The organism is Streptomyces sp. NPDC054834, assembly GCF_053611185.1.
In genome coordinates, this window is the sequence record NZ_JBSGZV010000002.1 from 318,255 (window position 1) to 340,814 (window position 22,560).

A 22,560-nucleotide genomic window follows, 5' to 3' on the forward strand; every position below is an offset into this window, starting at 1 on the left:
GCGCCCTTCGTGTGTCGGCTTCGTGCGCCGGCGACCGGCTGTCAGCCCTTGCTGAGTTCCCAGAAGCGGAACACGGTCGAGGCATCGAGGCAGTACGCCAGGCCAAAGACCCCGTCGCGGACGACCGCGTACTGCTTGGCCTGCCAGACCGGCAGGACGGGCAGTTCTTCGGCGACGATGTTCTGGAGCCGGGCGAACTCCGGGGTGGTGGCGGCGCGGTCGCTCTGGGCGGCCGTGCGCGGGATGAGGGAGCCGGTGATCGTGCTGTTGGTGTAGTGGTTGCTGAGCACGTTGCCCTTGCCGAAGAAGGGCGAGGTGAAGTTGTCGGCGTCCGGGTAGTCGGGCACCCAGCCCTTGACGTACACGCCGTACTTGCCCTTGACGACGTCCTTTTCGTACTGGTCGTACGCGACGGACCTGACGTCGGCGGTGAACAGGCCGCTGGCGTTGAGCTGGGCGGCGATCGCCTTCAGTTCCTGGTCGGTGGCGGGTCCGTAGCGGGAGGGCGTGGACCAGAGGGTGAGTCTCACCTTGCCGGTGATGCCGTCGGCGTGCAGGGCGGCGGTGGCCTTGGCCTTGGAGGGGCGGGCGCCGTAGGTGTCGAAGAAGGCCGTGTTGTGGCCGGTGATGCCGGCCGGGACGATCGAGTACAGCGGGGTCGCGGTGTCCTCGTAGACGTTCCTGATCAGGGCGTCGCGGTCGATCAGGTAGGCCATGGCCTTGCGGACGCCGAGCCTTCCGGCCACGGGGTCGTCCATGTTGAAGACGAGGTGCTGGACCTCGGCGCTGCTGCCCTCGATGACCTCGATGCCGCTGCTGTCGTCCTGCTTCTCGATGTCGGCGATGGCGCCGGCGGTCAGACCGCGGTAGGCGATGTCGACCTTGCCGTGGACGAGGGCGTCCTTCAGCTCGGCCTGCTTGCCGTGGAAGAACTTGAGGGTCACGCCGGAGTTCTTCACCTCGGCGGTGCCCTTGTAGTGCGGGTTGACGGAGAAGACGGCCTCGTCCTTGCCGAAGGAGTCCAGCTGGTAGGGGCCGGAGCCGACGGCCTTGTTGTCCTTGCGCAGCGCGTCGGCGTCGTACTGGCTGTGGTCGACGATGGAGCCGGCACCGGAGGCGATCTTGCTGGGGAAGGTGGCGTCCGGCACCTTCAGCCGGAACACCACCGTCTTGGCGTCCGGGGTTTCGACCTTGACGAGCATCGGGAACATGATCGCGGGACCGGCCGCGTCGTTGATCTTCAGCATGCGGTCGAAGGAGAACTTCACGTCCTCGGAGGTGAGGGCGTCACCGTTGCTGAACTGGAGGCCGTCCTTCAGGGTGCACTTGTAGACCTTGGCCTGGGTGTCACTGAAGGCGCACTCCTTGGCCGCCTCCGGCTCAGGTTCCGTCCCGCCCTTCGGGAAGGCCAGCAGCGACTGGAAGACGTTGTTGAACAACAGCCAGGAGCCGGGGTCGTAACCGGAGGCGGGATCGGTGGCGAGGACGTCGTCGGACATCCCCATCACCACGGAGGAGCCGCTGCCCCCGGAATCACCGCTCCCCGAGCCGCAGCCGGTCAGCAGACCGGAGGCCAGCCCCGCTATGACGGGCAGGACCGGCCACTGAGTGCGCATGTTCACTGCGGTGCCCTTGCGTCGGTTCTCGTGAACCCGGGGCCGCGGTCACCGGCCCCGGGGGAAAAGCGAGGCGTCAGTTGCTCACACCGCGGCCGAGCTCCCACAGCTGAAGCGTCGAGGAGGAGTTCAGGGCGTAGGAGGTGCCCGTGATGTCGTTCCGCGCGGCGACGTACTGCTTGCCCTGCCACAGCGGCAGGATCGGGACGTCGTCGGCGACGGTGTCCTGGATCGCCGTCAGGCTCTTGGAGGCGGTGAGCCGGTCGGCCTCGCGGCGGGACTGCGGGATCAGGGTGTTGCGGATGTTGGCGTTGACGTACGGCGAGCCGAGGGTGTTGTCCTTGTCGAGGAACGGCGCGAGGAAGTTGTCGGCGTCCGGGAAGTCCGGGAACCAGCCCATGCCGTAGACGTCGTACTTGCCCTTCTGTTCGGCGGGCCGGAAGGTGGACCAGGGCGACCCCTGGATGCTGACGTCGAACAGGCCGCTGTTGTTGAGCTGCTTCTGCAGGACCTCGAACTCCTGCTTGGTGGCGGGGCCGTAGTGGTCGGTCGTGTAGTGCAGGGTCAGCTTCACCGGGGTGACGATGCCGGCCTTGACCAGCAGCGACTTGGCCTTGGTGACGCTGGGGTCGCCGTACTTGTTGAAGAACGAGTTGGAGTGGCCCGTGACGGTGGCCGGGACCAGCGAGTACAGCGGCTCGGCCTGGGAGCCGTACACCTTGGAGACCAGCTCGCCGCGGTTGATGACCTGGGCCATGGCCTCGCGGACCGCCTTGGTCTTCACCGAGGACGCGCTGGTGTTGAAGGCGAGGTAGCGGATTTCCAGGCCCGGCATCTCGACGAGGTCGACGTTCTCGTCGGTGCCGGCGTCGAGCTTGTTGATCTGGGCCGGCGACATGGTGCGGGTCATGACGTCGATGTCACCCTTGTCGATCGCGGCGCTCATGGCGTCGGCGTCGGCGAAGGAGCGCATCTGCACCTTGTCGTTGCTGACCTTCAGACTGCCCTTGTAGTTGGGGTTCTTGCTGAAGGTCATGCTGTCGATGGCGTCGTCCTTGACGTCCGCCGAGAAGGTGTAGGGGCCGGAGCCGTCCATCGAGAAGCCGTCCCGCAGCTTGCCCTTGGCGTAGTCCTTCGGGTTCACGATGCCCGCGACCGGGGTGGACAGCTTGTACGGGAAGGTGGCGTCGGCGGTCTTGAGGTGGAAGATCACCTCGCGATCGCCCTGCGTCTCGACGGTGTCGACGGTCGACAGCAGGGCGAACACACCGCTGTCGGCCTTGATGCGCATTGCACGCTCGATCGAGTACTTCACGTCCCCGGCGGTGATGGCGTCGCCGTTGGCGAACTTCAGGCCGTCGCGCAGCTTGCAGGCGTAGCGCTCGTTGCCGCTGTCGGTGAAGCCGCAGCTCTCGGCGGCCTCGGGTACGGGGTCGCCTTCGCCCTTGGGCTGGATCATCAGGGTCTGCACGGTCTGACGCAGGATGTTCCAGGTGCCGACGTCGTAGGCGTAGGCCGGGTCGAGCGGGGCCGGTGCGTCCTTGGTGGCCGTGAACCGGTCCGTGGTGCCGACAACGATGGCGTCGCCGCTCTTGCTCCCGCTGCTGTCTCCGCCGCACGCGGCGAGAACCGGCGCGAGCAGGCCGGCTACGGCCGGCAGCACCAAAGTCTTGCGGTTCATGCTCGGGTTTCTCCAGGGCTGTTCGAATCCGTGTAACCGGCATGCATGGGTGTTGCGGCGGATCACGGGGTAAGGGCGATGTTCTCGCCATGAGATTAGTCCGCGCTTGCAGGACGGTTCACAGCCGCCGGAGTTGAGTTCCCATCACGCAGTGAAACCGGGCGCGGACACACCGAAAACCCGACAGCGGCAGGATTAGTGCAGCGTTCCATGAATCGGGACACAAGGACGCGCGAGTTCCCCCTGAACGAGGGTGAGCAGCACACATCGGCGCGAGTGTCGACCCTTGGAGAGGTGATGAACGTCACACTTCCAACTCGGTTGTTCAGTGGTGGAATTCGGTCGCGCGGCCCGCTTCCAATTTCGCTGTACGCGCTCGGGTGTACTACGGCGGGATTTTGTCCAATGGACTTTGCACGCTGGGTGAACGGCTAGTGCATTTCCGTCATCAAGCCGCGCAGAAATGCCAGGTCGACCTCTTCCAGGGAGGTCACGACGGTCCGCCGGGTGGCCGGGGCGATGGGGGCGACCGAGGGCACCGCGACCACGTGGCAGCCCGCGGCCTCGGCGGCTGCGACCCCGGTCGCGGTGTCCTCGACGACCGCGCATCTGGCCGGATCCGCGCCCAGTCCGGCGGCCGCGAGCAGATACGGGTCCGGGTGCGGCTTGGTGCGCGACACCTCGTCGCCGGCGATGGACAGGGAGAAGTGCTGGGGCCCGAGCGAGGCCAGCACCCGGTCGATGATGCGGCGGTGCGAGGCGGAGACCAGGGCCGTCGGGATCTGCTGCTCATACAGCTCCGCGAGCAGTCTGGCGGCGCCCGGCATCAGCGGCAGGGAGCGCCCGATGCGGTCCTCGAATCCGTCGTTCAGCAGCACACTGAGCTCGGCGAGGGTGACGTCGGCGCCGGTGGCCTCGATGAGGAAGCCCGCGCTGCGGGCCATGGGCCCGCCGACCACGACATGACGCCAGGACTCGTCGAGGATGTGGCCGAGACGGGCGAAGACCTCCACTTCGACGTCCCACCAGAAGCCCTCGGTGTCCACCAGGGTGCCGTCCATGTCGAGCAGCACCGCCTGGAGGGCTGAGCCTTCCGCCGTACGGGTTCCGAGCGCGGGGACCGTGCTGGTCATCGGGCGCACCTCCTGAAGGGACGATCAGGCCGGTTCCCATGCGGGAACCGGCCTGCGGTGGATCGACCAGTGTACGACTCTCGCTGATGAAACGCCTTGTTCACCGCTTGGGGCCCGTCGCTCGGAGGGGCCGGCCCCGTGGCTCGAACGGGCTCAGCGGGCGTTGAAGTACTTTGCCTCGGGGTGGTGGATCACGATCGCGTCCGTGGACTGTTCGGGGTGCAGCTGGAACTCCTCCGACAGGTGCACGCCGATGCGCTCCGGCTGGAGAAGCTCGGCGATCTTGGCGCGGTCCTCCAGGTTGGGGCAGGCTCCGTAGCCGAGGGAGAAGCGGGCGCCGCGGTACTTCAGTGCGAACATGTCTTCCATGTCGCTCGGGTCCTCCCCCGCGAAGCCCAGTTCCGAACGGACGCGGGCGTGCCAGTACTCGGCGAGGGCTTCGGCCAACTGCACGGACAGCCCGTGGAGTTCGAGGTAGTCGCGGTAGGAGTTGGACTCGAACAGCTTGGCGGTCTCCTCGCCGATCCGGGAGCCGACGGTGACCACCTGTAGACCGACCACGTCCGTCTCGCCGGACTCCTCCGGGCGGAAGAAGTCAGCCAGGCACAGCCGCCGACCGCGCCGCTGCCGCGGGAAGGTGAACCGGGTGCGCTCGTTGCCCTGTTCGTCGAGGATGATGAGGTCGTCGTCCTTGGACACGCACGGGAAGTAGCCGTAGACCACGGCCGCTTCCAGCAGGTTCTCCGTCTGGAGCCGGTCCAGCAGGCCGCGCAGGCGCGGGCGGCCCTCGGTCTCGACGAGTTCCTCGTACGTCGGGCCGGCACCGGTGCGGGCCTGCTTCAGCCCCCACTGCCCCTTGAACAGCGCACCCTCGTCCAGCCAGCTCGCGTACTCCTTCAGCTGGATGCCCTTGACCACCCGGGTCTCCCAGAACGGCGGGGCCGGCACCGGATTGTCGGTGGCGACATCGGAGCGGACGTGCCCTTCCTCGGGCCGCTCCTCGACCTCGACGCCGGCCGCCGCCCGCACCCGGCGCTGCCGCAGCTCCGGCAGCTTCGCCCCCGGCACGCCCCGCTTGACCCCGATCAGCGCGTCCATCAGATGCAGGCCCTCGAACGCGTCCCGGGCGTAGCGGACTTCACCCTGGTAGATCTCGTGCAGATCCTGCTCGACGTAGGCCCGGGTGAGGGCGGCACCGCCCAGGATGACCGGGTAGTCGGCCGCCAGGCCGCGCTGGTTGAGCTCCTCCAGGTTCTCCTTCATGATCACGGTGGACTTCACCAGCAGCCCCGACATGCCGATGACGTCGGCCCGGTGTTCCTCGGCCGCCTCCAGGATCGCCGAGACGGGCTGCTTGATGCCCAGGTTGACCACGTTGTAGCCGTTGTTGGACAGGATGATGTCCACCAGGTTCTTGCCGATGTCGTGGACATCCCCGCGCACCGTGGCCAGCACGATCGTGCCTTTGCCCTCGGCGTCCGACTTCTCCATGTGCGGCTCGAGATAGGCGACCGCGGCCTTCATCACCTCGGCCGACTGCAACACGAACGGCAACTGCATCTGGCCGGAGCCGAACAGCTCACCGACCACCTTCATCCCGTCGAGCAGCGTCGCGTTGACGATGTCCAGGGCAGGCCGGGTCTCGAGGGCCGCGTCGAGGTCGGCCTCCAGGCCGTTGCGCTCACCGTCGATGATGCGGCGCTTGAGCCGCTCCTCCAGCGGGAGGGCGGCCAGTTCCTCGGCCTTGCCCGCCTTCAGGGACTTCGCCGTGGCGCCCTCGAAGAGCTGCATGAGCTTCTGGAGGGGGTCGTAGCCCTCGGTGCGGCGGTCGTGGATCAGGTCGAGAGCGGTCTGCACCTCTTCCTCGCTGAAGCGGGCGATCGGCAGGATCTTCGACGCGTGCACGATCGCCGAATCCAGACCCGCCCTCACACACTCGTCCAGGAAGACGGAGTTCAGCAGGATCCGGGCGGCCGGGTTCAGACCGAAGGAGATGTTCGACAGGCCGAGGGTGGTCTGTACGTCGGGGTGGCGGCGCTTGAGCTCCCGGATCGCCTCGATCGTGGCGATACCGTCCTTGCGGGACTCCTCCTGACCGGTACAGATGGTGAAGGTCAGGGTGTCGATGAGGATGTCCGACTCGTGGATGCCCCAGTTGCCCGTCAGATCCGCGATCAGCCGTTCGGCGATCTCGACCTTCTTCTCCGGGGTCCGGGCCTGGCCCTCCTCGTCGATGGTCAGCGCGATCAGCGCCGCGCCATGCTCCCCGGCCAGCTGGGTTACCCGGGCGAAGCGGGACTCGGGGCCGTCGCCGTCCTCGTAGTTGACGGAGTTGATGACCGCACGCCCGCCCAGCTTCTCCAGACCCGCGCGGATGACCTCCACCTCGGTGGAGTCCAGCACGATCGGCAGGGTGGAGGCGGTGGCGAAGCGGCCCGCCAGTTCCTCCATGTCGGCGACACCGTCCCGGCCGACGTAGTCCACACAGAGGTCGAGCATGTGCGCGCCCTCGCGGATCTGCTCCCGCGCCATCTCCACACAGTCGTCCCAGCGGCCATTGAGCATGGCCTCCCGGAACTTCTTCGACCCGTTGGCGTTGGTCCGCTCACCGATCGCCAGGTAAGCGGTGTCCTGCCGGAACGGAACCGACTGATAGAGCGAGGCCGCGCCCGGCTCGGGCTGCGGTGCGCGCTCGGGCGGAGTGACGTCGCGGACGCGTTCGACGACCTGGCGCAGGTGCTCGGGCGTGGTGCCGCAGCAGCCGCCGACCAGCGACAGGCCGTAGTCGCGGACGAAGGTCTCGTGGGAGTCCGCCAGCTCCGGGGCCGTCAGCGGGTAGTGGGCGCCGTCCTTGGTCAGGACCGGCAGGCCCGCGTTCGGCATGCAGGACAGCGGGATACGGGAGTGCCGGGTGAGGTAGCGCAGGTGCTCGCTCATCTCGGCCGGGCCGGTGGCGCAGTTCAGGCCGATCATGTCGATGCCCAGCGGCTCCAGCGCCGTCAGCGCCGCGCCGATCTCCGAGCCCAGCAGCATGGTTCCGGTCGTCTCCACCGTCACCGACACGATCAGCGGCACGTCGTAGCCGGCTGTGCGCATGGCGCGGCGGGCCGCGACGACTGATGCCTTGGTCTGGAGCAGGTCCTGGGTGGTTTCCACCAGCAGGGCGTCGGCACCGCCGGCGAGCAGGCCCTCGGCGTTCTGCTGGTAGGCGTCTCGGATGGCGCCGAAGGTGGTGTGGCCGAGGGTGGGCAGCTTCGTACCGGGACCCATTGAGCCCAGCACCCACCGCTGCCGACCGTCGCGTGCGCCGAAGTCGTCGGCGACCTCCCGGGCGATGCGGGCTCCGGCTTCGGACAGCTCCGCGGTGCGTTCGGGGATGTCGTACTCCCCCAGAGCGGTGAGGTTTGCGCCGAAGGTGTTGGTCTCCACGCAGTCGACGCCCACCGCGAAGTACGCCTCGTGGACCGAGCGGACGATGTCCGGACGGGTGAGGTTGAGGATCTCGTTGCAACCCTCGAGATTCTCGAAGTCCTCGAGCGTCGGATCCTGCGCCTGGAGCATCGTGCCCATGGCTCCGTCGGCGACCACCACGCGGGTGGCGAGTGCCTCTCGGAGCGCGGACACGCGGGTCCGGCTGTCGGTGGAAGGGGTCAGCGGCGACGAGGCCATTAAGGGGCTCCCTGGGATGCGACGGCTGTCGGCTATGCGGCTTCCCGGGCAGGCCCGGGGAAGACGCACGGCGCCAGCGTAACCGGGAGTGGGCTTGGATGGGCATGGCGTCCACGAGGCGGACGCGTGTGGCCTGTGAGTCACGTCCGGGCCACGGGTGACGTAACAAGTACCGACCGACCATTAGCGGGCGGTCGTCATGGACCGGTAGTGTTCGACATTGCCGAACGGCGTCAGTTGACGTGCACGGTGACGGACGAAGCGGACGGAGGCTGTACGGCGATGGCACGGAACATCCAGTCGCTCGAACGGGCGGCCGCGATGCTGCGGCTGCTCGCGGGCGGCGAGCGACGGCTCGGCCTGTCGGACATCGCCTCTTCGCTGGGCCTCGCCAAGGGCACCGCCCACGGCATTCTGCGCACCCTCCAGCAGGAGGGTTTCGTGGAGCAGGACGACGCCTCCGGGCGCTACCAGCTGGGCGCCGAGCTGCTGCGCCTGGGGACTACGTATCTGGACGTGCACGAACTACGGGCGCGCGCCCTGGTGTGGACCGACGACCTGGCCCGTTCCAGCGGGGAGAGCGTCTACCTGGGCGTGCTCCATCAGCAGGGCGTCCTGATCGTGCACCACGTCTTCCGGCCCGACGACAGCCGGCAGGTGCTGGAGATCGGGGCCATGCAGCCGCTGCACTCCACCGCCCTGGGCAAGGTGCTGTCGGCGTACGACCCGGTCGCGCACAGTGAGGCGCTGGAGGCCGACCGGAAGGCCTTCACGGATCGCACGACGTGCGATTGGGCCGACTTCGAGCACATCCTCGACCTGACGCGCGCGCGTGGCTACGCGGCCGACGTGGAGGAGACCTGGGAGGGCGTGGCCTCGGTGGCCGCGCCCATCCACAACCGGCGGCGGATGCCGGTGGGCGCGGTGGGGATCACCGGCGCCGTGGAGCGATTGTGCCGCGACGGAGAGTTGCGTCCCGAGCTGATCGCCGCGGTGCGGGACTGTGCCCGCGCGGTGTCGCGGGACCTGGGTGCCGGACGGTTCTGAGCGCCGGGCGCGCCGGAGAAGGCCGCGCGGGAGGCCGCGGAGGGCAACGGGGTATGGACCGGGACGCTGAGCGGCGTTCCGGCTCCCGCCATACCCTGAAAAGGACATAACAGGCATACCCACGCTTCACGCGCCCGCAGATCGATAATTCACCGCGATCAATAACGATCGCATATTCGATAACAGAACTCTTGACGCGTGCCTGAGGCCGGAGCAAGACTCCCGTCCATCGGTCGGCATTGTCGAACACCTACCGGCAATACGCGCTAGAGTGTGACAACGCCAAGGGCCGGCATCGCTCTCACCCCTGAGGGCGCTGAACCCCCGGAGGGACCCGGGGTTCGGCTTCCCTGGACGAAGGACAAAGGAGTCGCGGGTGTCCAGCTCCGACATCTTCATCGGCGAGACCATCGGTACCGCCATACTCATCCTGCTCGGCGGTGGCGTCTGCGCCGCCGTGACGCTGAAGGCCTCAAAGGCCCGTAACGCCGGCTGGCTCGCCATCACCTTCGGGTGGGGTTTCGCCGTTCTGACGGCTGTCTACACCTCGGCGCCGCTTTCCGGCGCCCATCTGAACCCGGCCGTGACCCTCGCACTCGCGATCAAGGACAAGGACTTCAGCAACCTCCCCACATACTGGGGCGGTCAGCTGCTCGGCGCCATGATCGGCGCGAGCCTGGTCTGGGTGGCCTACTACGGTCAGTTCCGGGCGCACCTCACCGACAAGGAGATCGTCGGCGGTCCGGGTGCGCAGGCCACGGCGGCCAAGGCCGTCGAGGCCCAGGAGAAGGGCGCCGGCCCGGTCCTGGGCATCTTCTCCACCGGTCCGGAGATCCGGAACGCGGTGCAGAACCTCGCCACGGAGATCATCGGCACCGTCGTGCTGGTGCTCGCCGTCCTCACGCAGGGCCTGAACGACAAGGGCAACGGCCTGGGCACCCTGGGTGCGCTGATCACCTCGCTGGTGGTCGTCTCCATCGGCCTGTCCCTCGGCGGCCCCACGGGCTACGCGATCAACCCCGCCCGTGACCTCGGTCCGCGTATCGTGCACGCCCTCCTGCCTCTGCCCAACAAGGGCGGCTCCGACTGGGGCTACGCCTGGATCCCGGTGGTCGGTCCGCTGATCGGCGGGGCGATCGCCGCAGGCATCTACAACGTCGCATTCGCTTAGTGAGCCCCCGGGCCGCCCACGGGCGGCCCGGGCCGAGACCTACGAGCACGCGCCGTACGTAACGCCCCTTAACCACGGATTCCTCAGGAGCACACAGTGACCGACGCTCACACTGCCGGCCCGTTCATCGCCGCCATCGACCAGGGCACGACCTCCTCGCGCTGCATCGTCTTCGACCGGGACGGCCGCATCGTCTCCGTCGACCAGAAGGAGCACGAGCAGATCTTCCCGAAGCCGGGCTGGGTCGAGCACAACGCCAACGAGATCTGGACCAACGTCCAGGAGGTCGTCGCCGGAGCCATCCAGAAGGCCGGCATCACCCGCGACGACATCAAGGCCATCGGCATCACCAACCAGCGCGAGACCACCGTGCTGTGGGACAAGAACACCGGTGAGCCCGTCCACAACGCCATCGTCTGGCAGGACACCCGCACCGACGCCCTGTGCCGGGAGCTGGGGCGCAACGTCGGCCAGGACCGCTTCCGCCGCGAGACCGGCCTGCCGCTGGCCGCCTACTTCGCCGGGCCCAAGGCCCGCTGGCTGCTCGACAACGTCGAGGGCCTCAAGGAGCGCGCCGAGGCGGGCGACATCCTCTTCGGCACCATGGACAGCTGGGTCATCTGGAACCTGACCGGCGGTGTCAACGGCGGCCGGCACGTCACCGACGTCACCAACGCCTCCCGCACCCTGCTCATGAACCTGCACACCATGCAGTGGGACGAGAAGATCGCCGAGTCCATCGGCGTCCCGCTGGCGATGCTGCCGGAGATCCGCCCCTCCGCCGAGATCTACGGCGAGGTCACCGGCGGCAAGCTCGGCGACCTGCTCGGCGGCATCCCGGTCGCCTCCGCGCTCGGCGACCAGCAGGCGGCCCTGTTCGGCCAGACCTGTTTCTCCGAGGGCGAGACCAAGTCCACCTACGGCACCGGCACCTTCATGGTGATGAACACCGGTGACAAGATCATCAACTCCTACGCGGGCCTGCTGACCACGGTCGGCTACAAGATCGGCGACCAGCCGACGGTCTACGCGCTGGAGGGCTCGATCGCCGTCACCGGCTCCCTGGTGCAGTGGATGCGGGACCAGATGGGCCTGATCTCCACCGCGGCCGAGATCGAGACGCTCGCGCTCTCGGTCGAGGACAACGGCGGCGCCTACTTCGTACCGGCCTTCTCCGGCCTGTTCGCCCCGCACTGGCGCTCCGACGCCCGCGGTGTGATCGCCGGCCTGACCCGGTACGTCACCAAGGCGCACCTCGCCCGTGCGGTCCTGGAGGCGACCGCCTGGCAGACCCGCGAGATCGCCGACGCCATGGTCAAGGACTCCGGCGACGAGCTGGTGGCCCTGAAGGTCGACGGCGGCATGACCTCCAACAACCTGCTGATGCAGACCCTCGCCGACGTTCTGGACGCACCGGTGGTGCGCCCGATGGTCGCCGAGACCACCTGCCTCGGCGCCGCCTACGCCGCCGGCCTGGCCGTCGGCTTCTGGTCCAGCACGGACGAACTGCGCGCCAACTGGCGCCGGGCCGCCGAGTGGACCCCCCAGATGGACGCGGACATCCGCGACCGTGAGTACAAGAACTGGCTCAAGGCCGTCGAGCGGACCATGGGCTGGATCGAGGACGAGAGCTGAGCGGCTCGAGACGGCTCAGACAGCTCTGACGAGGAGTAAGTACCAGAAATGACCAGTCAGTCCACCCTGCAGTCCGTACCTGCCCTGGGGACACACCCGGCCTCCGGCTCCCTCCCGAGCCGGGCCGAGACCAGGGAGCAGCTCTCCAAGGCGTCGTACGACCTTCTCGTGATCGGCGGCGGCATCCTGGGCATCTCCACCGCCTGGCACGCCGCGCAGTCGGGCCTCAGGGTGGCACTGGTCGACGCCGGCGACTTCGCCGGCGCCACCTCCTCCGCCTCCTCCAAGCTGCTCCACGGCGGTCTGCGCTACCTGCAGACCGGCGCGGTGAAGCTGGTGGCGGAGAACCACTTCGAGCGCCGTGCGGTCTCCCGCCAGGTGGCCCCCCACCTGGCGAACCCGCTCACCTTCTACCTCCCCGTGTACAAGGGGGGCCCGCACGGCGCGGCGAAGCTCGGCGCGGGCGTGTTCGCCTACTCCGCGCTCTCCGCCTTCGGTGACGGCGTCGGCCACCTGCTGAGCCCGGCGAAGGCCGCGCAGGACGTGCCCGAGCTGCGCACCGAGAACCTCAAGGCCGTGGCCGTGTACGGCGACGACCAGATGAACGACTCGCGCATGGCGCTGATGACGGTCCGCGCGGCCGTCGACGCGGGCGCGGCCGTCCTCAACCACGCCGAGGTCACCGGTCTGCGCTTCACCAAGGGCCGGGTGACGGGCGCCGACCTGCGCGACCGCACCTCCGGTGACGAGTTCGGCGTCAACGCCCGTCTCGTGCTGAACGCGACCGGCCCGTGGGTCGACCACCTGCGCAGGATGGAGGACCCGAACGCGGCGCCGTCCATCCGCCTGTCGAAGGGCGCGCACCTGGTGCTCAAGCGCACCTCCCCCTGGAAGGCCGCGCTCGCCACGCCGATCGACAAGTACCGCATCACCTTCGCCCTCCCCTGGGAGGACATGCTGCTGCTCGGCACCACCGACGAGGAGTACGAGGGTGACCCGGCGGACGTCGCGGTCAACGACAAGGACATAACCCAGATACTGGACGAGGCCGCGTTCTCCGTCCGGGACCAGCAGCTCAGCCGCGACCTGATCACCTACGCCTTCGCCGGACTGCGTGTGCTGCCGGGCGGCCCGGGCGACACTGCGAAGGCGAAGCGCGAGACGGTCGTCACCGAGGGCAGGGGCGGCATGCTGTCCGTCGCGGGCGGCAAGTGGACGACCTTCCGGCACATCGGCCGGACGGTCATGCAGAAGCTGGAGGCGCTGCCGGGTCAGCCGCTGGGCGACGACTTCGAGCCGATTTCCTCCCTGCCGAAGAAGCTGCCGCTGCCGGGCGTCGCCAACCCGCGCGCGGTGGCCCACCGCCTGCTGGTGGACCACCCGGCGCCGGGCCCGCGCATGGCCGCCGACACCGCCAAGCACCTGGCCACCCACTACGGCTCGCTGGCCTTCGACATCGCCCGGCTGGCCAACGACAACCCGGAGCTGGCCGAGCGCGTCCACCCGGACGCCCCGGAGATCTGGGCGCAGGTCGTCTACGCCCGCGACCACGAGTGGGCCGAGACGCCGGACGACGTGCTGCGCCGCCGTACGACGCTGACGATCCGCGGCCTGGCCACGGACGAGGTCCGCGCAAAGGTGCAGGACCTGCTCGACAAGAAGTAGGCCACGGTGACCGGCTCTTTCCCTGACCAGGGCCGGCATCGCTGACCGGCCCTCGCCGCACCGGGGCCGGGAACCGGGAGGGGCGGCTCCACGCCGATGGAGCCGCCCCTTTCGCGTGCGCCCGCTCGCGAGCGCCGACCTGGTGATCTGCCCCCATAATGTGCTGACACATCGGAGGTCTGAGCGACAGGAGGCCCGCCATGGCGGTCACCGACGAGGCGATCGAGAAGATCAAGGGAATGATCGTCTCCGGTGCGCTGCGGCCCGGCGACCGGCTGCCGAAGGAGAGCGAGCTCGCCGCCGAGCTGGGGCTTTCGCGCAACTCCCTGCGGGAGGCCGTGCGGGCGCTGTCGTTGATCCGGATCCTGGACGTGCGGCAGGGCGACGGGACGTACGTCACCAGCCTGGATCCGCAACTGCTGCTGGAGGCGCTGAGCTTCGTCGTCGACTTCCACCGCGACGACACGGTCCTGGAGTTCCTGGCGGTGCGCCGAATCCTGGAGCCGGCCGCCACGGCGATGGCCGCCTCGCGGATCAGCGAACAGCAACTGGACGCGCTGAGCGCGCAGTTGGACGCCCTGGGTGCCGCGCCCTCGGTGGAGGAACTCGTGGCCTGCGACCTGGAGTTCCACCGGGGCATCGTGCGCGGCTCCGGCAACTCGGTGCTGTGCTCGCTGCTGGACGGCCTGTCGGGGCCGACCACCCGGGCCCGGATCTGGCGCGGTCTGACCCAGGAGGACGCGGTGAGCCGCACCCTGCGCGAGCACCGCGCGATCCTGGCGGCCCTGCGCGACCGGGACGCGGAGGCGGCACGCTCGTGGGCGACCGTGCACATCGCGAGCGTGGAGCAGTGGTTGCGCAGCACCCTGTGACAGGGGCCTGTGAGAGCCCTGTGCGGAACCCGCGCGGGAACCGTGAGGATGCGTTCGGCCTGGGGGTGTCCAGGGGTGTCGATCGGGGCAGTGATCCGTGCACCACCCCGCGCAAGGGGGCTGCGGGCGCCCCCGTCGGACGCCGTAAGGTTGGGACGTACGCGAGGGCACGTCGGAAGGAGGCGCTGGGTGATCGAGCTCGAGGGGGTTCCCGAGCTGATCGACCCGGTCATGGTGGCCGCGTTCGAGGGCTGGAACGATGCCGGCGACGCCGCCTCCACCGCGGTCGCGCATCTGGAGAGGGAGTGGAAGGGCGAGGTGTTCGCGGCGCTGGACGCCGAGGACTACTACGACTTCCAGGTGAACCGCCCCACGGTGTTCATGGACGGCGGAGTGCGCAAGATCACCTGGCCGACGACAAGGTTGTCGGTGGTGCGGGTCGGCGGCGAGAAGCCACGCGACCTGGTGCTGGTCCGCGGCATCGAACCCTCCATGCGCTGGCGCTCGTTCTGCAACGAGCTGCTGGGCTTCGCGCACGAGCTGGGGGTTGAACTGGTGGTCGTCCTGGGCGCCCTGCTCGGTGACACCCCGCACACGCGTCCGGTCCCGGTCAGCGGGGTCACGTCCGATCCGGACCTGGCCCGCCGGATGGACCTGGAGGAGACCAAGTACGAGGGTCCGACGGGCATCGTCGGCGTCCTTCAGGAGGCCTGCACGCACGCGGGTGTCCCGGCGGTGTCCTTGTGGGCGGCGGTCCCGCACTATGTGTCGCAGCCGCCCAACCCGAAGGCGACGCTGGCCCTGCTCAACCGTCTGGAGGATCTGCTCGACCTGCGTATCCCGCTGGGCGAGCTGCCGGAGGACGCGCGGGCCTGGCAGGTGGGTGTGGACCAGCTGGCCGCCGAGGACAGCGAGGTCGCCGAGTACGTGCAGACGCTGGAGGAGGCCCGGGACACCGCCGAGTTGCCGGAGGCGTCGGGCGAGGCGATCGCCCGTGAGTTCGAGCGGTATCTGCGGCGCCGGGACGTCAACCCGCCTGGCGGGCACGCGACGGCGGACGGCGGGGACGGGTCGCCGTCCTCGTATCTGAGGGACAACCCCAGCGGCCGCACCCGGCCGCCGAAGCCGCCCAAGCCGAACTCCGAGGACGACGACTCCTCGGAGGACTGATACGCGGGGAACCTGCGCAAGGGGCGGTACGCATCACGCGTGCCGCCCCTTCGCCGTACGACGGCCCCGGGAAGCGGCGGGCTACAGGGCCACGCCCAGCAGCGCGTCCACGGCCCGGGTGACGACGCCGGGGGCGCCGGTGTCGGTGCCGCCCCGCTCCTGCTGGAGCGCGGCCCACCGGTCGACGGCGGCCAGGGCGGCCGGGGCGTCGAGGTCGTTCGCGAGGGCCTCTCGGATCTCCTCGACGAGCGTCTCGGCGGACGGTCCGTCGGGCCGGGACACGGCGGCGCGCCACCGCCCGAGCCGGTCCTCAGCATCCGCCAGCACCTGGTCGGTCCACTCCCAGTCGGCCCGGTAGTGGTGGGCGAGGAGGGTGAGCCGGATGGCGGCGGGGTCGACTCCGTCGCGCCGCAGCTGGGAGACGAAGACCAGGTTGCCCTTGGACTTCGACATCTTCTCGCCGTCCAGGGCGACCATGCCCGCGTGCACGTACGCCCGGGCCATGGGGAACTCGCCGGTGAGCACCTGGGCGTGCGAGGCGCCCATCTCATGGTGCGGGAAGGCCAGGTCGGAGCCGCCGCCCTGGACGTCGAAGGTCATGCCGAGGTGGTCCAGGGCGATGGCGACGCACTCGATGTGCCAGCCGGGCCGGCCCCGGCCCAGCGAGCCGCCGTCCCAGCTGGGTTCGCCCTCGCGGGCGGCCATCCACAGCATCGGGTCGAGCGGGTTCTTCTTGCCGGGCCGGTCGGGGTCGCCGCCGCGCTCGGCGGACAGCAGCCGCATGGCCGCGGCGTCGAGGTTCGAGACCCTGCCGAAGTTCGGGTCGGACTCCACGGAGAAGTAGGTGTCGCCCTCGAGGTCGTAGGCGGCGCCCAGGTCGAGCAGCCGCTCCACGAGCGGGACTATGCCGGGTATCGCCTCGACGGCCCCTATGTAGTGCCGCGGCGGAAGCATCCTGAGGGCGGTCATGTCCTCGCGGAAGAGGGCCGTCTCCTTCTCGGCGAGGGCGGCCCAGTCGACGCCGTCCCGCTCGGCCCGCTCGAGCAGCGGGTCGTCGACGTCGGTGACGTTCTGGACGTAGTGAACCTGCCGCTTGGTGTCGAGCCACACGCGCTGCACCAGGTCGAACGCGTTGTAGGTCGCCGCGTGCCCCATGTGCGTGGCGTCGTACGGGGTGATGCCGCAGACGTAGAGACGGGCGACGGGACCGGGGTCAAGGGTGACGAGACCACCGGTCGCGGTGTCGTGGATCCTCAGGTCGCGACCCTGACCAGGCAGGGCGGGGACCTCGGAAGCGGGCCAGGCATGCATGTACATGAGCCTAACCGCCCGCAAGTGCCGTGACCGAACCGGACCAGGCCGGATGGCCGGAAAGGCGATCTTGTGTTCCGGCCTTCGGTGTGCTCACACGGGTGGCCAGGGAATCGCCGGCCACTCACCGCTCGGCTCCGGATGCTTGCCGGAGGTGAGCAGCGCGTCGACCCGCGCGCGCGTGGCGTCCAGTTCGGCGGCCGTGATCAGCCCGGCCAGTCGCGCGCCCAGGAGGCCTCCGTCGGCCATGGCGTCCTTGAGACCTTTGAGGACGCCGACGGCCTCGCCGGTGAGGGGCTCCCCCGCCCAGCCCCACAACAGGGTCCGCAGCTTGTTCTCCACGTTGAAGGTGACCCCGTGGTCGATCCCGTACAGCCGTCCCCCGGGGGTGGGCAGCAGGTGGCCACCCTTGCGGTCGGCGTTGTTGATCACGGCGTCCAGCACCGCGAGGCGCCGCAGCCGTTCGTCGTCGGCGTGCACGAGCAGCGCGGTCCGTCCCTCACCGACCTCGGCGAAGCCGATGGCCTTCCAGCCCGGCTCCGGCTCCTCACCGTCCACCAGGGCGAGCAGTTCGGCGTCGGGGGCCGCCTCGACCCACAACTGGACCATTCCCTCGCCGTACGGTCCGTCGCGCAGCACGGTGGGCGGCACCAGGTCCCAGCCGGTCGCCTCGGAGACCTCGTACGCCGCCACCTCGCGCTCGGCGAGGGTGCCGTCGGGGAAGTCCCACAGCGGGCGTTCCCCGGCGACCGGCTTGTACACGCAGGCGGCCTCCTGGCCGTCGAAGGCCACCGTGCAGTACAGCGCCGCGTTGGAGGCGTCGCGGATGCGTCCGCGCACGGTCAGCTCCCCCTCGGCGAGGAGGGCGGCGCCGGTCACGCTCCGCGGCGGTATCCGTTCTGGCGCGGACATACATGTCCTTCCGGGTCGAGCGGGAGGCTGCACAGCGGGCACGGCGGCCGCCCGGCGTTCACGACGTCGAGGGCGCGCTTGGCGAAGGCCCTCGCCTGCGAGCCGGTGAGCCGGACCCGCAGCATCGGGGGGCCGTTCTCCTCGTCCTGGAGCAGCCGTTCCTCGGCCTCCGCGAGGTCCTCCTCGGAGTCGGCGTCCAGCTCCACCAGTGCCTGGGCCTCGACGATCATCCGCTGTTCCTCGCCGTCCCAGGCCAGTGCCATGGTGCCGACGCGGAACTCCTCCTCGATCGGAGTCTCCAGCGGTTCGGTGTCGGCGACCTCGGACGGGGCCACCGCGGGCACCGGGGCCTGGCCGCCGCTGCGGCGTACGACCTCGTCGAGGAGCTCGTCCATGCGCTCGGCGAGCGCGGCGACCTGGGTCTTCTCCAGGATCACGCTGGTCACCCGGGGGCCGGCGGAGGCCTGGAGGAAGAACGTACGGCGCCCGGGCAGGCCCACTGTGCCGGCCACGAAGCGGTCCGGTGGGTCGTAGAGGAACACCTGACGGGACACGTCCTGTCTCCATTGGATCGAGAGTGCGAATCGGGAGTGCGTGGGGGGGTGTGTGCGAACGCGACGCTTCACCCTACTGCGCCCGACGATCACGGTGCGCCCGCACCACCTCCCACCGGTGCGTCATCCCCCGTGGGTTCCTCGCGCGGCGCAAGGGAGGCGAAATCCCCGGTGTCCCCGAGACGAACGAGAAACGGCCTGAGGCGGGTGTAACGGATCGCGGTGATGGAGCACGGTTCCACGGAGATCCGCTGGAAGAGGTCGAGATGCAGCCCGAGCGCGTCCGCGACGAGAGACTTGATGATGTCACCGTGCGAGCACATGAGGTACACGGCGTCGGCGCCGTGGTCGCGCTCCACGCGCGCGTTCCACTCCCGTACGGCCTCGGCCGCGCGAGTCTGCATCGCGCGCATGGACTCGCCGCCGGGGAACGCGGCCGCCGACGGGTGCGTCTGCACCACCTCCATCAGCGGCTCGTCCTTGAGTTCGGCGAGCTTGCGGCCGGACCAGTCGCCGTAGTGGCACTCCCCGATCCGTTCGTCGGTGTGCAGGCGCAGGCCCGGCCGGGCGTCCAGCAGCGGCTGGAGGGTCTCCTGGCAGCGTTGGAGCGGACTGCTGACGATTTCCGAGAGAGGCAGCCCGTCGAGCCGCCCGGGCAGCGCGGCGGCCTGCGCGGCCCCGCGCTCGTCCAGGGCGACGCCGGGCGTCCAGCCGGCGAGCAGTCCGGCGGTGTTGGCGGTGGAGCGTCCGTGCCTTACGAGGATCAACGTGGGCATGCGGACCAGCGTAGGCGCAGGCGGCCCGGGGCCTGCTGCGAGAGTCCCGTCGTCCGCCGGGAGGACGGGACTCTCGCCCGCCGCGGCAGCGGCTGAGGTGCACGTCGGTGCATGCTCTCGGCAAGCCGGGTACAAGCCCTCGTACAGGCCCTGGCCGCGGCGCGTGGGCGATGGGAGGTTGGGGTTCTTGATCGTCGACTGTGCCATCTACCGGGACGGGCTCCGCAGTGAGGGTCCCGAGGACCTGTCCGACGCGCTGGCGGTGGCGCGGGCGGCGGGCGGGTTCGTCTGGATCGGGTTGCACGAGCCGTCGGAGAAGGAGTTCGACCGGGTCACCGAGGAGTTCGGGCTGCATCCGCTGGCGGTGGAGGACGCCCTCAACGCCCACCAGCGGCCCAAGCTCGAGGTGTACGACGACTCGCTGTTCATGGTGCTCAAGCCGGTCGCCTACGAACCGGAGAGCGACGCCGTCTCCACCGGCGAGGTGATGGTCTTCGTCGGGGACGGCTTCGTGGTGACCGTCCGGCACGGCGCCGGTTCGCCGCTGGCGGCCGTGCGGCGCCGGCTGGAGGACGAGCCGAAGCTGCTGGAGAAGGGGCCGACCTCGGTGCTGTACGCGATCTCCGACGCCACCGTCGACCATTACCTGGAGGTGGCGACCGAGCTTCAGACCGACATGGAGGAGCTGGAGGCGGAGGTGTTCTCGCCGGACCTGGCCGGCTCGCGCAACACCGCCTCCCGGATCTACACCTTCAAGCGGCAGGTCCTGGAGTTCCGCCGGGCGACGGTTCCGCTGGCCCTGCCGATGACACGGCTGGCCGGCACGGTGCCGACGGGCGAGGGCGGGGTGCCCTTCGTGGACGACAGGGCCCGGCCCTTCTTCCGGGACGTGCAGGACCACCTCACGCGTGTGAACGAGTCCGTGGAGGGCCTGGACCGGCTGGTCTCGGACATCCTGTCGGCCCATCTGGCGCAGACCAGCATCCGGCAGAACGACGACATGCGGAAGATCTCCGCGTGGGCGGCGATGGCCGCGGTCCCCACGCTGATCGCGGGAATCTACGGCATGAACTTCGACCACATGCCCGAGCTGCACTGGGTGTGGTCGTACCCGGCCGTGATCCTGGTGATGGCCGCCCTGGAAATCCTGATGTACCGCCTGTTCAAGCGGCGCGGCTGGCTGTGACCGGGCGCCTCAGGCGAACTCGGGGGCGGTGGTCGCGGGGCCGCCCAGGGGGTTGCGGCGCTCGGGCATGCGCAGGGACACCATGCGCCGCCAGCCCGCGGCGCGCTCGTAGAGGTAGACGGCGCGGATGCCCGCCGCGAGCACCGCGCGCCTGGCCCTGGACCAGCCGAGGAGGCCGCCCATCCGGGGCACGACGGCGAGACTGACGTCCCGGTGCACGCGGATCTCGGCGAGCGCGCACTCGCGCAGGGTGCGCTGGATCAGCCGGCCGTAGCCGGAGGCCGCGAAGCGCAGCAGTTCCTCGTGGGTGTAGGCGAGGTGGTCGTCCTCGTCGTGGGAGATCACGCGGACGGCCCTGCCCACCTCGGGGTGGTCGGCGAAGTGCTTGCGGAGCAGCAGCATCTGCTCGGCGGCGCGCTGTTCGGTGACCCGGCTGTGTGCCAGGTAGACGATGATGTCCTGCACGCTCAGCGGTTCGCCCCGCCGGAGCCTGTCGTGGGCGAGGCCGATGCCTCGCCGCTCCAGGAGCATCGTGTAGTCGGTCTCGGGCGGGACGGGGACCGGTTCCAGGCCGCGCTTGCGCATGAGGGCGTTGAAGATCCGTCCGTGCTTGTCCTCGTCGGCGCCGTGCCGTGTGATCTTGGGAACGAGCGCCTGTTCGCCCTCGGGGACGAGCGCGGCGATCCGTCCGTTCTCCCAGCCCCCCTGTGCCTCGCCGCTGGCCGCGATGGAGCAGAAGAGCCGGAAGGACTCGTCGTTGTCGAGGATCTCCTGGAACACACTCTTCGCCGAAAGCATGGGGGCACCTTTCCGCAGGTTTCCGCAAAGAACGAGTCAAATGCGGCATCGCGGGTGCCGCAACAGTTGCGGCGGCCGACTGGGCCGGAAGAAGGAGCATCGGGGTCGCGGCGGGAGCGTAACCGCGCGGGCCCCGGCGCGTTGTTCCTCCTGACGGCCGTGGCGGGGAAGACCCCCCGAGCCCCCACCACGGCCGCGGAAGCCCGCTACGCGAGACCGGCGCGCTCCAGGGCCTCACCGCCGGCGCGCAGGGAGGCGAGTCGCTCCTCGAGGGTGAAGCCGGCCGGGGCGAGGCTGAGCGTGGTGACACCGGCGGCGGCGTAGGCCTTCATCCGGTCGGCGATGCGGTCGACGGAGCCCAGCAGGGTGGTCTTGTCGATGAGGTCGTGCGGGATCGCCGCCGCGGCGCCCTGCTTGTCCCCGGAGAGGTACTTCTCCTGGACCTCGGCGGCCTCCTTCTCGTAACCCATGCGCCGGGCGAGCTGGTTGTAGAAGTTCTGCTTGGCGCTGCCCATGCCGCCGACGTACAGCGCGGTGTAGGGGCGGAAGACGTCCGCGAGCCGGGGCACGTCCGTGTCCTCGCCGACGGCGAGCGGCAGGGTCGGGCAGACGTCGAAGCCGTCGAGGGTCTTGCCCGCCTTCTCCCGGCCCGCGCGCAGGTACTTGATCGTGGTGTCCTCGAGGTGCTCGGCCGAGGGGAAGATCAGCAACGCCCCGTCGGCGATCTCACCGGTCTGCTCGAGGTTCTTCGGCCCGATGGCGGCGATGTAGAGCGGGATGTGCTCGCGCTGCGGGTGCACGGTCAGCTTGATCGGCTTGCCCGGGCCGCCGGGCAGCGGGAGGGTCCAGTGCTCGCCCTCGTACGACAGCCGCTCGCGGGTCATCGCCTTCCGTACGATCTCCACGTACTCGCGGGTCCGTGCGAGCGGCTTGTCGAACTTGACGCCGTACCAGCCCTCGGAGACCTGCGGCCCGGAGACGCCGAGGCCGAGCCGGAAGCGGCCGCCGGAGAGCGAGTCGAGCGTCGCGGCGGTCATCGCGGTCATCGCGGGCTGGCGGGCCGGGATCTGGAAGATGGCGGAGCCCACGTCGATGCGTTCGGTCTGCGCGGCGACCCAGGAGAGGACGGTGGCCGCGTCGGAGCCGTAGGCCTCGGCGGCCCAGCAGACGGCGTAGCCGAGCCGGTCGGCCTCCTGCGCGACGGCCAGGTTGTCCGCGTCCATTCCCGCGCCCCAGTAGCCGAGGTTGATCCCGAGCTGCATGGCCGATTCCCCTTACCCATCAGTAACGTCCTTGTCGGGGCGACCCTAGCGCGGGTGGGCGGGCGATGGGGTCGCGCGGGGTGCCCGTGGGCTCCGGTCAGG

Annotated in this window: 17 protein-coding genes; 7 read left to right on the forward strand and 10 right to left on the reverse strand. The window is 69.6% G+C overall.

The genetic code is table 11. The annotated features are described in order from the left end of the window. Positions 1–41: 41 nt before the first annotated feature. The 4 genes from ACWGJM_RS04155 to metH all read right to left on the reverse strand — a co-directional run bounded on the left by ACWGJM_RS04155 (position 42) and on the right by metH (position 8,099). Positions 42–1,622 carry an ABC transporter substrate-binding protein gene (locus ACWGJM_RS04155; protein ID WP_453410104.1) on the reverse strand — a complete coding sequence of 527 codons (1,581 nt, stop codon included), beginning with the start codon at positions 1,620–1,622 and terminating at the stop codon, positions 42–44. Between the two features lie 70 nt (positions 1,623–1,692). After that, positions 1,693–3,297, reverse strand: coding sequence for an ABC transporter substrate-binding protein (locus ACWGJM_RS04160; RefSeq protein WP_453410105.1), 1,605 nt, complete (start codon positions 3,295–3,297; stop codon positions 1,693–1,695). A 431-nt stretch (positions 3,298–3,728) separates the two neighbouring features. Continuing rightward, positions 3,729–4,430, reverse strand: a complete 702-nt coding sequence (locus tag ACWGJM_RS04165; protein ID WP_453410106.1) for an HAD family hydrolase — start codon at positions 4,428–4,430, stop codon at positions 3,729–3,731. A gap of 153 nt (positions 4,431–4,583) precedes the next feature. Beyond that, positions 4,584–8,099: a methionine synthase gene (metH, locus tag ACWGJM_RS04170; RefSeq protein WP_453410107.1), complete on the reverse strand. Its 3,516-nt coding sequence runs from the start codon at positions 8,097–8,099 to the stop codon at positions 4,584–4,586. Positions 8,100–8,381: 282 nt separating this feature from the next. Here metH and ACWGJM_RS04175 point away from each other — a divergent pair, with 282 nt between their 5' ends. The 6 genes from ACWGJM_RS04175 to ACWGJM_RS04200 all read left to right on the forward strand — a co-directional run bounded on the left by ACWGJM_RS04175 (position 8,382) and on the right by ACWGJM_RS04200 (position 15,659). Continuing rightward, positions 8,382–9,146: an IclR family transcriptional regulator gene (locus ACWGJM_RS04175; protein ID WP_453410108.1), complete on the forward strand. Its 765-nt coding sequence runs from the start codon at positions 8,382–8,384 to the stop codon at positions 9,144–9,146. 376 nt (positions 9,147–9,522) lie between these two features. After that, on the forward strand, positions 9,523–10,317 hold the full coding sequence (locus ACWGJM_RS04180; protein WP_453410109.1) for an MIP/aquaporin family protein: 795 nt from the start codon (positions 9,523–9,525) through the stop codon (positions 10,315–10,317). 96 nt (positions 10,318–10,413) lie between these two features. After that, positions 10,414–11,952 (forward strand): glycerol kinase GlpK, encoded by a 1,539-nt coding sequence (gene glpK / locus ACWGJM_RS04185; RefSeq protein ID WP_453410110.1) that lies wholly within the window; start codon positions 10,414–10,416, stop codon positions 11,950–11,952. Between the two features lie 48 nt (positions 11,953–12,000). Next, positions 12,001–13,617: an FAD-dependent oxidoreductase gene (locus ACWGJM_RS04190; protein ID WP_453410111.1), complete on the forward strand. Its 1,617-nt coding sequence runs from the start codon at positions 12,001–12,003 to the stop codon at positions 13,615–13,617. 200 nt (positions 13,618–13,817) lie between these two features. Beyond that, positions 13,818–14,489 carry a FadR/GntR family transcriptional regulator gene (locus ACWGJM_RS04195; protein ID WP_453410112.1) on the forward strand — a complete coding sequence of 224 codons (672 nt, stop codon included), beginning with the start codon at positions 13,818–13,820 and terminating at the stop codon, positions 14,487–14,489. A gap of 189 nt (positions 14,490–14,678) precedes the next feature. Further along, positions 14,679–15,659: a PAC2 family protein gene (locus tag ACWGJM_RS04200; RefSeq protein ID WP_453410113.1), complete on the forward strand. Its 981-nt coding sequence runs from the start codon at positions 14,679–14,681 to the stop codon at positions 15,657–15,659. An 81-nt stretch (positions 15,660–15,740) separates the two neighbouring features. On the opposite strand, the gene mshC is transcribed toward ACWGJM_RS04200, so the two are convergent. From mshC to ACWGJM_RS04220, 4 genes are all read right to left on the reverse strand, one after another. Then, a complete protein-coding gene (gene mshC / locus ACWGJM_RS04205; protein WP_453410114.1) occupies positions 15,741–16,970 on the reverse strand; it encodes a cysteine--1-D-myo-inosityl 2-amino-2-deoxy-alpha-D-glucopyranoside ligase in 1,230 nt (409 codons plus the stop codon). 93 nt (positions 16,971–17,063) lie between these two features. Next, positions 17,064–17,882 (reverse strand): SCO1664 family protein, encoded by an 819-nt coding sequence (locus ACWGJM_RS04210; protein ID WP_453410115.1) that lies wholly within the window; start codon positions 17,880–17,882, stop codon positions 17,064–17,066. Next, positions 17,846–18,436, reverse strand: coding sequence for a DUF3090 domain-containing protein (locus tag ACWGJM_RS04215; RefSeq protein ID WP_453410116.1), 591 nt, complete (start codon positions 18,434–18,436; stop codon positions 17,846–17,848). The genes ACWGJM_RS04210 and ACWGJM_RS04215 overlap by 37 nt, the downstream gene beginning before the upstream one ends. An 89-nt stretch (positions 18,437–18,525) precedes the next feature. Further along, positions 18,526–19,212, reverse strand: a complete 687-nt coding sequence (locus ACWGJM_RS04220) for a histidine phosphatase family protein (protein WP_453410117.1) — start codon at positions 19,210–19,212, stop codon at positions 18,526–18,528. 187 nt (positions 19,213–19,399) lie between these two features. Here ACWGJM_RS04220 and corA point away from each other — a divergent pair, with 187 nt between their 5' ends. Then, entirely contained in the window at positions 19,400–20,398 is a 999-nt protein-coding gene (gene corA, locus ACWGJM_RS04225; RefSeq protein ID WP_453410118.1) for a magnesium/cobalt transporter CorA, read from the forward strand. Between the two features lie 9 nt (positions 20,399–20,407). Here corA and ACWGJM_RS04230 read toward each other — a convergent pair whose 3' ends face one another. Both ACWGJM_RS04230 and ACWGJM_RS04235 read right to left on the reverse strand, forming a co-directional pair. Beyond that, positions 20,408–21,196, reverse strand: a complete 789-nt coding sequence (locus tag ACWGJM_RS04230) for a ferritin-like domain-containing protein (RefSeq protein WP_453410119.1) — start codon at positions 21,194–21,196, stop codon at positions 20,408–20,410. Between the two features lie 206 nt (positions 21,197–21,402). Beyond that, positions 21,403–22,458: an LLM class F420-dependent oxidoreductase gene (locus tag ACWGJM_RS04235; protein ID WP_453410120.1), complete on the reverse strand. Its 1,056-nt coding sequence runs from the start codon at positions 22,456–22,458 to the stop codon at positions 21,403–21,405. Positions 22,459–22,560: the final 102 nt, after the last annotated feature.

Bases quoted from the DNA above. Each gene is read 5' to 3' on its own strand.
- ACWGJM_RS04160 (WP_453410105.1), bottom strand. From the start codon at position 3,297: ATGAACCGCAAGACTTTGGTGCTGCCGGCCGTAGCCGGCCTGCTCGCG.
- ACWGJM_RS04165 (WP_453410106.1), bottom strand. From the start codon at position 4,430: ATGACCAGCACGGTCCCCGCGCTCGGAACCCGTACGGCGGAAGGCTCA.
- metH (WP_453410107.1), bottom strand. From the start codon at position 8,099: ATGGCCTCGTCGCCGCTGACCCCTTCCACCGACAGCCGGACCCGCGTG.
- ACWGJM_RS04175 (WP_453410108.1), top strand. From the start codon at position 8,382: ATGGCACGGAACATCCAGTCGCTCGAACGGGCGGCCGCGATGCTGCGG.
- ACWGJM_RS04190 (WP_453410111.1), top strand. From the start codon at position 12,001: ATGACCAGTCAGTCCACCCTGCAGTCCGTACCTGCCCTGGGGACACAC.
- ACWGJM_RS04195 (WP_453410112.1), top strand. From the start codon at position 13,818: ATGGCGGTCACCGACGAGGCGATCGAGAAGATCAAGGGAATGATCGTC.
- mshC (WP_453410114.1), bottom strand. From the start codon at position 16,970: ATGCATGCCTGGCCCGCTTCCGAGGTCCCCGCCCTGCCTGGTCAGGGT.
- ACWGJM_RS04210 (WP_453410115.1), bottom strand. From the start codon at position 17,882: ATGTCCGCGCCAGAACGGATACCGCCGCGGAGCGTGACCGGCGCCGCC.
- ACWGJM_RS04220 (WP_453410117.1), bottom strand. From the start codon at position 19,212: ATGCCCACGTTGATCCTCGTAAGGCACGGACGCTCCACCGCCAACACC.
- ACWGJM_RS04230 (WP_453410119.1), bottom strand. From the start codon at position 21,196: ATGCTTTCGGCGAAGAGTGTGTTCCAGGAGATCCTCGACAACGACGAG.
- ACWGJM_RS04235 (WP_453410120.1), bottom strand. From the start codon at position 22,458: ATGCAGCTCGGGATCAACCTCGGCTACTGGGGCGCGGGAATGGACGCG.